Source organism: Streptomyces sp. UNOC14_S4, from assembly GCF_020740835.1.
GTDB lineage: Bacteria > Actinomycetota > Actinomycetes > Streptomycetales > Streptomycetaceae > Streptomyces.
Genome location: NZ_JAINFC010000228.1, coordinates 1 through 11,474, shown reverse-complemented (window position 1 = coordinate 11,474; position 11,474 = coordinate 1). Strand labels below are relative to the sequence as shown.

Sequence of the window (11,474 nt, the reverse complement as noted above, 5' to 3'; positions counted from 1 at the left end):
GGCGGAGACAGTGGCGGCGGGGACGGCCTGTTCGATGATGACGTGCGCGTTGGTGCCGCTGATGCCGAAGGCGGAGACGGCGGCCCGGCGGGGCGCGCCCGTATCGGGCCACTCCCGCTCCTCGGTGAGGAGTTCGACGGCGCCGGTCTCCCAGTCGACGAACGGGGTGGGCGTATCGACGTGCAGGGTCCTGGGCAGGATGCCGTGCCGCATCGCCTGCACCATCTTGATCACACCGCCGACGCCCGCGGCGGCCTGGGTGTGGCCGATGTTGGACTTCAGCGAGCCCAGGTAGAGCGGCCGGTCACCGGCGCGCTCCCGGCCGTAGGCGGCGATGAGCGCCTCCGCCTCGATGGGGTCGCCGAGCCGGGTGCCGGTGCCGTGCGCCTCGACGGCGTCCACGTCGGCGGGCTCCAGACCGGCGTCGGCCAGCGCCTGGCGGATGACGCGTTGCTGCGAGGGGCCGTTGGGGGCGGTCAGCCCGTTGGAGGCGCCGTCCTGGTTGACGGCCGAGCCGCGGATCACCGCGAGCACCCGGTGCCCGTTGCGCTCCGCGTCCGAGAGCTTCTCCACCAGCAGCAGGCCCACGCCCTCGGCCCACGAGGTGCCGTCGGCCGCCGCGGCGAACGCCTTGGACCTGCCGTCGGCCGCCAGGCCGCGCTGCCGGGAGAACTCCACGAACATCCCCGGCGACGACATCACCGTCGCACCGCCCGCGATGGCCAGCGCCGACTCGCCCTGCCGCAGCGAACGCACCGCCATGTGCAGCGCGACCAGCGACGACGAGCAGGCCGTGTCGACGGTCACGGCGGGCCCTATCAGCCCCAGCTGATAGGCGATGCGGCCGGACATCACGCTCGGGGTGGTGCCGGTCAGCAGATGCCCCTCGGCCCCTTCGGCGCCCTCGTGCATCCGCGGCCCGTAGTCCAGCGCCGTCGCGCCGACGAAGACCCCGGTACGGCTGCCCTTGAGCGACCGGGGGTCGAGCCCCGCGCGCTCCACGGCCTCCCACGCGGTCTCCAGCAGCAGCCGCTGCTGCGGGTCCATCGCCAGGGCCTCGCGCGGCGAGATCCCGAAGAACCCCGCGTCGAACAGCGCCGCGTCGTGCAGGAACCCGCCCTCGCGCACCGAGCTCTTGCCGCTGCGCTCCGGGTCGGGGTCGAACAGGTCCTCGTCCCAGCCGCGGTCCAGCGGCATGCCGGAGACGGCGTCGACGCCCTCGGCCACGAGCCGCCACAGCTCCTCGGGCGAGCCGGCCCCGCCCGGGTAGCGGCAGGCCATGCCCACGATCGCGATCGGCTCGTCGCCGTCGGCCCGGGCGGCGGAGCGGACCTCGTCCGGCGCGTCCGTGCCCGTCAGCTCCGTCAGCAGACGTTCCGTCAGCTCATGGGGCGTCGGGTGGTCGAAGAGCAGGCCGCCCGGCAGCCGCAGCCCCGTCGCGGCGGCCAGGCCGTCGCGCAGCTCCACCGACATCAGGGAGTCGAAGCCCAGCTCCTTGAACGGCAGCTGGAAGTCCACCTGCCGGCCCGGCGCGTACTCCAGCACCGCCGCGACGTGCGCGGCCACCAGATCCCGTACGGCCCGCTCCCGCCCGGCCCCGCCGAGCGCGGCGAGCCGCCGCCCGAACTCGCCGCGCGGCCCGGAACCGGCGGCGGCCGGCTCGCGCGACGCCGCGGACGCGAGCACCGGAGCCGTACGCGCCGTGCCGTCGATCCAGTGCCGCTCGCGCTGGAAGGCGTACGTGGGCAGGGGGACGCGGCGGGCCCCGGTGCCCTCGAAGGCCACGCCCCACTCGACCGGGTTGCCGCAGACGAACAGGGCGGCGAGGGCCGCCGTCAGCGCCTGCGGTTCCGCCCGGTCCTTGCGCAGCCCCGGCACGGCGGAGGCGGCGGACGCGTCGCGCAGGCTGTCCGAGACCATCGCGGAACAGACGCCGTCCGGGCCGAGCTCCAGGAAGGCGGTCACGCCCGCGTCCTCCAGGGACCGGACGGCGTCGAGGAACCGCACCGGGCGGCGCACCTGGTCCACCCAGTAGGCGGCCGAGGACCACTGGCCGTCCGTGACCACCTCGCCGGTGACCGTCGAGACCACCGCGATCCGCGGCTCCCGGAACTCCAGGGCCGCCACGACCGACCGGAACTCCTCCAGCATCGGTGCCATGAGCGGCGAGTGGAAGGCGTGGCTGACGGACAGCCGCCGGGTCTTGCGGCCCTGTTCCCGCAGCAGACCGGCGACCGCCTCGGCGGCCTCCTCGGTCCCGGCGACGACCACGGAGGACGGCCCGTTGACGGCCGCGATCGCGACCTCGTCCGCGCGGCCCTCCAGGAGCGGCAGGACCTCGTCCTCGCCGGCCTGGACGGCGATCATGACGCCGCCCGTGGGGAGGGCTTGCATGAGGCGGCCGCGTGCGGTGACCAGGCGTGCGGCGTCCTCCAGGGTGAGGACCCCTGCCACGTGGGCGGCGGCGATCTCGCCGATGGAGTGCCCGGCGAGGTAGTCGGGGCGTACGCCCCAGGATTCCATGAGGCGGAAGAGGGCGACTTCGAGGGCGAAGAGGGCGGGCTGGGTCCAGGCGGTGTCGTCCAGTCCTTCGCCCGAGTCGATGACGTCGCGCAGGGGCCGGTCCAGGTGCGGGTCGAGTTCGGCGCATGCCGCGTCGAAGGCCGCGGCGAACACGGGGAACACGGCGTGGAGTTCCCGCCCCATGCCCACACGCTGCGCGCCCTGGCCGGTGAACACCACGCCCAGCAGGCCGGGCCGCACCGACCCCGAGACCACGGACCGGTCGGGAACCCCCGAGGCCAGCGACCGCAGACCGGACAGCAGCCCGTCGCGGTCCTCGGCGATGACGACCGCGCGGTGGTCGAAGAGCGCACGGGAGGAGAGCAGCGACAGCCCGATCGCGGCCTTGTCGGCGGCCTCGTCGGCGGCCACGGCGTCGTGCAGCTTCTCCGCCTGCGCGCGCAGCGCCTCGGGGCCGAAGGCCGACACGACCCAGGGGGTCAGCGCCGGTGCGTCCGCCTCCGGCGCCCGGTCGTCACCGGTGTCCGCGCCCGCGGGGCCCTCGGTGACCACGATGTGCGCGTTGGTGCCTCCCATGCCGAACGAGCTCACTCCGGCGACCAGTTCCCGCTCCGGGTGCGGCCAGTCGCCCGTCTCGCTCCGGACCGCGAGGCCCAGGGCGGCCAGCGGGATCCGCGGGTTGGGGCGCTCGAAGTTCAGGCTCGCCGGGATCCGGCGGTGGCGCATGCTGAGCAGCACCTTGAGCAGGCCCGCGATGCCCGCCGCGCCCTCCAGGTGCCCGATGTTGGTCTTGACCGAGCCCACGGGCAGCGGGTCGCTCTGCGGGCGGGCCGCGCCGAGCGCCGCTCCCAGCGCCGCCGCCTCGATGGGGTCGCCGACCGGGGTGCCCGTACCGTGCAGCTCGACGTACTGGACCGCGGCCGGGTCCACCCCGGCCCGCTCGTACGCCTCCCGCAGCACCTGCTCCTGGGCGAGCTGGCTCGGCACGGTCAGCCCCGGCGTCGCGCCGTCGTTGTTGACCGCGCTGCCGCGGATCACGCCGTAGACGTGGTCGCCGTCGGCCAGGGCCCGGGCGAGGGGCTTGAGGACGACGACACCGCCGCCCTCGCCCTGCACGAACCCGTTGGCGCGCGCGTCGAAGGTGTAGGCCGTGCCGTCGGGCGACAGCCCGCCGAAGCGCTCCTCGGTGACCGCGGCCTCGGCCAGGATGTTCAGGTTCACACCGGCCGCGATGGCCGTGGTGGACTCGCCCGCGCGCAGGGACTCGCAGGCCAGGTGCACGGCGACGAGCGAGGAGGACTGCGCCGCGTCCACGGTCAGGCTCGGCCCCCGCAGCCCCAGGTGGTAGGAGACCCGGTTGGCGATGACTCCCCGGTTCACCCCGGTCATCGTGTGCTGGGTGATGGCCTGTTCGCCGTGCTGGTAGAGCAGGGCGGCGTAGTCGTCCCGCAGCGTGCCGACGAAGACGGCGGTCCGGCTGCCCTCCAGGGAGGCGGGCACGATCCCCGCGTCCTCCAGCGCCTCCCAGGCCAGTTCGAGGACGAGCCGCTGCTGCGGGTCCATGGTGGCCGCCTCCCGTGGGGAGACGCCGAAGAAGGCGGCGTCGAAGCCGTCCACGGAATCCAGGAAGCCGGCCCGGCGGGACCCGCCGCGCGCGGCGCGGCCGTCGCCCGTGCCCTCCCACCGGCCCCGGGGCACCTCGGTGACGGCGCTCGTGCCGTGCTCCAGCAGCGCCCAGAACGCGCCCGGGTCCGGCGCCATGGGGAGTCGGCAGGAGATTCCCACAACCGCGATCGCACCGTGGGCGCGACTCCGCTTCCCGCACTCGCCGGTTGTCACAGGGCCCTGCTCACTAGTCATCACCCTCGGCTGTCCCTTTCCTGAACGACCGCCGGGTCCTGGAATCGGAATTCCTGGCCGGCGTGCACGACAAAGCGATCCATGTGCATCCACCACACTTCGGCCGAACGCTAATCCGCTCCGGACGATCGCCGTCCAATGTCCGGTCACTGCCCGCCCCGCGGTATTCGCCGCGGCGGAATGAACGGCCCGTTACCTGACGGTGTGCGGCGACCGCGACCGGCTCGCATATCGTTCCGCCCGGCATCGATCGCACCGATGCCGACCACCCGAACCACCCGAACAATTGGGGGAGTTTCTGCCATGACCAGAACTGTCGGGACCACCCTCGACGCCGGTGCCGTGCACGCGGGCGGGGTCGCGGAACACCTGGAGCACTACACCCGGACGTTCAACTCCGGTGACGCCGACGCGATCAACCGGCTCTACACCGAGGACGCCGTCTCCCACTGGGAGCCGGGCAAGCCGCTGACGGGCCAGGCGCGCAAGGACGACCTCGCCGCCTTCCTCACCCTCGCCCCGCGGCTGACGACGAAGATCCGCGAGTCCTACGTGATGGAGGACACCGCGCTGCTGATCGTGGACTGGTCCATCGAGCACGACGGCGAGGACGGCGGGCGCGAGACCATCAGCGGCATCGGCGCCGATGTGCTGACGCGCGCCGAGGACGGGGAGTGGCGCTACGCCATCGACGACCCCTTCGGTGACCCCCGGAATGTCAAGTAACCGCGGTTACCAGGCAATGGCCATCCAATGGGGGCGTTCTCGTATGTTCTCCCCACCGCATCACGAATCCAGCCAGGGAGATATCTGCATGTCCCAGACCGACTCCGGCGTCGCGGCAGTCCTCGACGCGGTCACGGCCATCGTCCCGACGCTCCGCGCGAACGGCCGCGACGCCGAGGAACGACGGTGGCTCCCGGACGAGAACATCGATCTCCTCGACAAGGCCGGCGTGTTCCGCATGGCGGTGCCCGCGCGCTTCGGCGGACTCGGGCTCCCCCTGGCCGACCAGGCCCGGGTCCTGGCCGAGATCGCCCGCGGCTGCAGCTCCACCGGCTGGGTGTCGATGGTGTGGGTCTCCAACGCGTTCGTCTCCACCCTCTTCTCCGACCGCGCCCAGGAGGAGGTGTTCGCGGCCGGCTCGGTCCGCGTCTCCGGGGGCTTCGCGCCGACGGGCACCTTCGTGCCCACCGAGGGCGGCTACACGCTCAACGGCTTCTGGAAGTTCAACACCGGCTGCCGCGGCTCCGACTGGAACATCGTCGCGGGCCTCCTGGAGAAGGAGGACGGCACCCACGAGGACCTCGTCGCCATCGTGCCGCTCTCCGAGTTCACCGTCGCCGACGACTGGGACACCTCCGCGGCCTCGGCGACCGGCAGCTCGACCACGACCCTCAAGGACGTCTTCGTCCCCGCCCACCGCGTGGTCGGCTTCGGCGACGCCATCTTCAACACCACGCCCGGGCGCGAGAACCCGGCCGACGGCGGCCGTTTCTACGGTCTGTTCAGCTTCGTCATGGCCGAGTGCGCGGCCGTCTTCAACGGCATCGCCCGCGGTGCCCTGGAGCTGTTCCTGGAGCGCGTCCCGGGCCGCGGCATCACGTACACCTCGTGGACCGACCAGACCCAGCACCCGCTGACCCAGATCCAGGTGGCCACCGCGGCCAACAAGATCGCCGCGGCGGAGGGGCTGGAGGCCGGCTGGCTGAAGCTGCTCCAGGAGCGCGCGGACGCCGGTGAGCAGCCGACGATCGAGGAGAAGGCCATCGCGCGCGGCCAGGCCGCCTTCGCGATCCAGCTGGCCAAGGAGGCCGTCGAGGTCCTCTACGGGGCCAGCGGCGCCAGCGTCATCCAGAACAGCGTCCCCCTGCAGCGCTTCCACCGTGACGCGCAGGGCCTCGCCCTGCACGCGCTGCTGCTGCTCAGCACCAACCTGGAGGTGCAGGGCCGGGTCCTGCTCGGGCTCGACGCCGACACCCCGCTGCTGTAACCCCGGGGTCCCGCGGTCCCCGCGGTCCCCGTGTCGGGCCGTACGGGCCGGGAGCATGGCGCTCCCGGCCCGTACGGCCGTTTCCGCGCGCCCGGCAGCCGCGCACACCGAAGGGGCCGGTCCCCGCACCGAGGTGCGGGGACCGGCCCCTGGGCAGGACCGGACGCGTCACTCGGCCAGCGCGACCGGACGGTCGATGGCCATGAGCCACTTCCCGTCCGCCCCGCGCCGCAGGACGTCGGTGCAGGTGCCGCGCATCCGGGTACGCGTACCGTCGGCCGACGGCATCTCCATGTCGTAGTCCACGACGATCATCGAGACGTCGCCGGCGGTGACCGCGTAACGGTAGGTGGCCTTCAGCCCCGGCTTCTGCGCGAGGATCTCCGTGATGCTCGCGGTGCGCTCCGCGCCCGTCAGGGGCGCGCCCGAGAGGTTGGAGATGGCGTCCTCGCGGTAGAGCCGGTCGAACACGGCCCCTTCGCCCGTGTTGAAGGCGAGCAGGAAGACGTCGTTCTGCGTTTCCGGGTCGTCGGTGAGGTCGAGGTTGTAGAGGTCGACGTCGGAGGACGTGCCGGTGGTCATGGGATGTGTCCCCGCTTTCTTCGCATGGCCCTGATGAGTGCCGGGCCCGGTGACCGGCACCGGGCCCGAACGGACTCCTCCACGCTAGGGGGCCGCTCCTACCGGCCGCTCACTGCCAAGTAACCAGCTGTCAAGGGCCGTTCGGCCCCCTCGCGGAAGCGCCGGTTCACGGCTGGACGAGCGCCTCGCCGTCCGCGTCCCGCAGGAGGGCGCACACACCGCGCAGGCCGGTGCGCAGCCGGCCGATCTCCTCGTCGGTCAGGTACAGCGACGGCTCCAGACGGAGGGTGTTGAACGCGCTGCCGGTGGGGAAGAGCCGGAGGCGGTGCGCGCGCAGGAGATGCCCGGCGACCGCGTAGCCGAGGAAACCGGACTGCGAGACACCCGCGATGATCTCCGAGGCGGACCCCGACTGGTCGTGGAACTCGACGCCCAGCATCAGCCCCTTGCCGCGCACCTCCTTGAGCACGCCGGGGAACTCCTCCCGGACCTCTTCAAGAGCCTCCCGGAGGCGCTCGCCGCGCTCGGTGACGGTGCGGTACGCGGCCCCGCCGTCGGCCTCCAGGAGCTCCAGCACCTTGATGGCGATCAGGGTCGAGAAGGCGTCCTTGGCGAAGGTGGAGCTGTGGACGAGCTCGAAGTCCTTGCAGTAGCGGCTCGCCCGGATGAGCGTGACGGAGGTCTTGGCGATGCCGCCGCCCAGACTCTTGGCCAGGGTGTAGTAGTCGCCGCGCAGGCCCGTGTGGGAGGAGGCGAGGAACGCCCCCGTACGGCCCATGCCGCTCTGGATCTCGTCCACCACGACCGGGCAGTCGATCTCCGCGCACACGCGCTGGACCTCGCGCGCGAATTCCTCGCTCACGACGTTGATCCCGCCCTCGCCCTGGACCGGCTCCAGGACGAAGGCGCAGAACACCGGGAACGCCCGCTCGGCGACGGTGACGGAGCCGCCCTCGACCACCGGGTCGAGCAGGACGCCGCGCTCGCCCTCGACGATCTTCGCGATCTGCTCCGGCTGGTCGAGCGGGACGAACCGGGCCTGGGCGGCCAGTGCCTGGAACGGCAGCCGGAACGCGGGGTTGTGGGTGAGCTGGACGCTGCCCACCAGCTTGCCGTGGAAGGAGCCCTCGGGGGTGAGGAACAGCGGTGGCCTGGACAGCTGCCCGGCGTTGTGGCGGGCCGCTTCGGCGAGCAGGTCCTCGATGTCCCGGCCGTCCGCGACGGCCGCCTCGCCCGCGAGGACCGCGGCCCGCGCGGCCTCGCCGTGCGCCTCGATCTCCTCGCGGAGCGCCGACAGCTTGCGGAACCGGTCGAACTCCGCGTGCTTGACGGCCGCTTCGACGGCCTCCGCACCCGTATTGGCGAAGACGGCGTAGTACGGCTCGTCGGTACCCGTCTCGCGCTGGACGATCCGGTTCAGCCCGGCGGCGGCGCGGTTGGCGTAGGGGTGCCGGGAGAACTGGGCGTGCACCGGTGTGCCCGCGTCCAGGAGCTCCTTCGCGTAGGCCACGATCTCCGGGTGGTTGTGGCCCAGGATCAGGGAGCCGAAACCGCCGACGAAATCGAGAACGGGTATCTCCTGACCGTTCTCGTCGCGGAGGTACAGGGTGTTCCGCTCGGCACGCACGTATTCGGCGTCGAGCCCGGAGGCGGAGAGCACGTTGCCGAGATGAGGCTCTGCCAGTTCAAGTCCGTCGAGTGCTGCGGAATCTGTGCTGTGAGTCATGCCGTCCCCTTGTTGAGCGGTCGCCCGGGAACACTGCCGCCCTGAGGGAGGGCGAATGCGCCCCGGCAGCCTCGATATGCGGGCCGACCCTATCAACAGGCCCCTGGGAAAAGGCCAAATGGGCGGTCATGGACGGCGATGACCGGCCGATGAGCGGAATGTGCGTGGGCGCCGGGGAAAGGCGCCGGAACAGGGAAAGGGGCCCGAATGGGGAAAGGGCCGGAACAGGAAAAGGGGCCGGAACGCCGTTCGCACGGGCCGCCCTCCGGTGCGGGGGTCACCGGCGGGCGGCCTGGCGGGCGGGGCGTTCCGGCCCCTGGCCGCGTGCGTGCCGGTCCCGGATCACCGGACCGGCACGCACGTCATGGTCACGCGGAAGGGCGGCCGAGCACCTCGGTCAGACGGGAGAACCCGTCGCTGCCGTGGCCCTCGTCGACGGCCCGCTGGGCGATCGCCTTGGCGGCCCGGAGGATACCGGTGTCGATGCCACGGTCGTCCGCGGCGTGGATGATGTGCTCCATGCCGGCGGCGGCGGAGCTGACGTTGGAGATGGTCCCGGGGTAGTTCTCCGCGTCGATCTGCTCCGCGTAGTCGGCGATGATGGTGGGCAGCAGCCCGATGATGCCCTGGGCGAACGGCGTGAGCTCCGTGGCCTTGATGTTCTCCGCCTTGGCCAGGGCGAAGGCGTGCGTGATGCCGCTCATGGCCGTCCAGAAGATGTCGAGCAGGGCCACGTCGTGGGCGGCGGCCCGGCCGTGGTCGGCACCGAGGTGGGAGCCGGTGCCGCCCAGGGCGGCCAGCGTGGGCTGGTGGGTCCGGTAGACCTCCTCCGGGCCGCTGTAGAGCACGGAGGCGGCGGGGCCGCCGATGGTGACGGTCGGCGTCATGATCGCGCCGTCGAGGTAGTCGAAGCCGTGCTCGGCCGCCCACTTGGCGGTCTCGCGGGCCTTCTCGGGGGAGTCCGCGGTGAGGTTCACCAGGGTCCGGCCCTTGAGGGCGGCGGTCTCCGGGTCGAGGATCCGGTGGACGACGCCGTAGTCGATGACGCAGACGACGACCAGCGGGCTGGCGGCGATGGCCTCGGCGGCCGTGGGGGCGAGCACCGCGCCCTTCTCGACCAGCTCGGCGGCCTTGTCGGCCGAGCGGTTCCAGACGGTCGTCGGGTGACCCGCCTTCAGGAAGGCGCCGGCCAGGGCCTGGCCCATGGGGCCGAGGCCGATCACGGTGACGGGCGCGCCGGCAGGGGTGTTGGTCATGATGTGTGGGTTCCTTCGTCGTTCTTCTGGTGTTCTTCTGGTGGATCTTCTGGTGAAATCCCGTGCTGGAGCCGGGAAGTGTGCGGAGGTCGTGTCACGAGCATCGCCCGCCGACCTTGAAATGATCAAGTGCGTATGTGGACATGGCCGGTAACGTTCCCAGCCCTCCCGCGGCACGCGGCAGCGAGATCAGTCCCGCCGTGGCGGAGCGCCCGACGCGCACCGGCTCCGGATGCCCGCAGCGCATGGTGGGCACGGGGAGGGACAGGACGCGCCCCATGGGGGTGCCCTGGACGGGGCCCAGGGTGATCGTGGTCGCGTGGCGTCTGCCGCCGCCCCATGTGGGGCGGCGCTCCAGCAGCTCGGGCCGGGCGGTGGCGATCACGAGCAGGGGCACCGAACCCGAGGAGTCCGCCAGGTCCTCGATGTCCTCGAAGACCCGGTCGGCGGCCCGGTGCAGGCCGTCGACGGCCACCACCAGGGGCTGTTCGCGGGCGATCTCGACCATCAGCCGGCGCCATGCCCGTACGGTCTCCGGGTGCGCGTCGCGGTCCGCCGGGTCCGGCCCGGCCAGGGGTTCCAGCCATGAGCGCAGCCAGTCCGCCCGCTCGCCGGGCCCCACCAGGTCGTCGATGGCGCCCGCCAGTCTGGCGGCGGCGTCCGGTGCCGTGTCGTCCGGCAGGATGCCGCAGCACGCGGCGAGGATCCGGGCGTGCACGGCCAACGGGCCGTCCTCGGTGGCGGGCAGAGTGGCCGTGGAGAGGAAGCGCACGGGTTCGGGGAGCTCGGAGGCCCGGCGCTCGAACTCCATCAGCAGCCGGGACTTGCCGCTGCCCGCCTCGCCCAGCACGGTGACCAGGTGGGGAACGGCGCGGTACCGGGCGCGTTCCAGCAGGCCGCCCAGTACCTCCAGTTCGTACTCGCGGTCCACGACGGGGGCGCGGTGGTGGCCTTCGAACTCCAGCAGCGCGCCGCTCGCGTGCCGCCCGGCGGGCACGTCGTCCGGCCCCCGGTAGGCGATGGCCGACAGGGTCGCACGGCGGGTCTCCGTACAGACCCGTACGGTGCCCGCCGGGACCTGTGCCAGCAGCGACTGGCACGAGTCGAGCAGGGTTCCGGCCACGGACGGCACGGTGCCGGTGGCTCCGGGCCGGACCCGCACCAGCGCTTCGCCGGTGCTGACCGCCGCCATCACGGCGGGGCCGTACGTGTCGTCCGGCGCGGCCGGGCCGTGGAAGTGGTCACGGACGGCCAGCGCCGCGCGCACGGCCCGTTCCGCGCAGTTCCCGTCGGCCTGCGCGATGTCGAACACCGCCAGCGAGACCGATCCGATCGAGGCGGTCAGGGTGCCGCCGAACGCCTCGACCTCACGGCGGACCGTGACGGCGGCGTCCTCCAGCGCCGCGTCGGCGTCCAGGGTGTCCAGTCCCGTGGAATCCGTGTCGACGACGGTCCGCAGGAGGAGCACGCTGACGGTCCTGCGCTCGCTCACCGGGGCGCCGTGCGGAGCCTCCGCCGCCGTGAACGCGGGGGC

At 72.7% G+C, this 11,474-nt stretch carries 7 protein-coding genes; 2 read left to right on the top strand and 5 right to left on the bottom strand.

Going from position 1 to position 11,474, the window contains the following annotated elements; translation table 11 throughout:
- Positions 1-4,383: beta-ketoacyl synthase N-terminal-like domain-containing protein (locus tag K6I34_RS20660; RefSeq protein WP_275127109.1), on the bottom strand; the 4,383-nt coding region annotated here is incomplete at its 3' end.
- 303 nt (positions 4,384-4,686) lie between these two features.
- Here K6I34_RS20660 and K6I34_RS20655 point away from each other — a divergent pair.
- The gene (locus K6I34_RS20655; RefSeq protein WP_229327798.1) at positions 4,687-5,109 is read left to right on the top strand and encodes a nuclear transport factor 2 family protein; all 423 of its coding nucleotides are present in this window, start codon (positions 4,687-4,689) and stop codon (positions 5,107-5,109) included.
- 88 nt (positions 5,110-5,197) lie between these two features.
- Complete coding sequence (locus tag K6I34_RS20650) at positions 5,198-6,376, top strand: acyl-CoA dehydrogenase family protein (RefSeq protein WP_229327797.1); 1,179 nt, start codon at positions 5,198-5,200, stop codon at positions 6,374-6,376.
- A gap of 168 nt (positions 6,377-6,544) precedes the next feature.
- On the opposite strand, the gene K6I34_RS20645 is transcribed toward K6I34_RS20650, so the two are convergent.
- The 4 genes from K6I34_RS20645 to K6I34_RS20630 all read right to left on the bottom strand — a co-directional run.
- The gene (locus tag K6I34_RS20645) at positions 6,545-6,958 is read right to left on the bottom strand and encodes a nuclear transport factor 2 family protein (RefSeq protein ID WP_229327796.1); all 414 of its coding nucleotides are present in this window, start codon (positions 6,956-6,958) and stop codon (positions 6,545-6,547) included.
- Positions 6,959-7,124: 166 nt separating this feature from the next.
- Entirely contained in the window at positions 7,125-8,684 is a 1,560-nt protein-coding gene (locus K6I34_RS20640) for an aspartate aminotransferase family protein (protein ID WP_229327795.1), read from the bottom strand.
- Positions 8,685-9,052: 368 nt separating this feature from the next.
- Entirely contained in the window at positions 9,053-9,940 is an 888-nt protein-coding gene (locus K6I34_RS20635; RefSeq protein ID WP_229327794.1) for an NAD(P)-dependent oxidoreductase, read from the bottom strand.
- A gap of 94 nt (positions 9,941-10,034) precedes the next feature.
- A partial coding sequence (locus K6I34_RS20630) for an AAA family ATPase (protein WP_229327793.1) occupies positions 10,035-11,474 on the bottom strand: 1,440 nt, incomplete at its 5' end.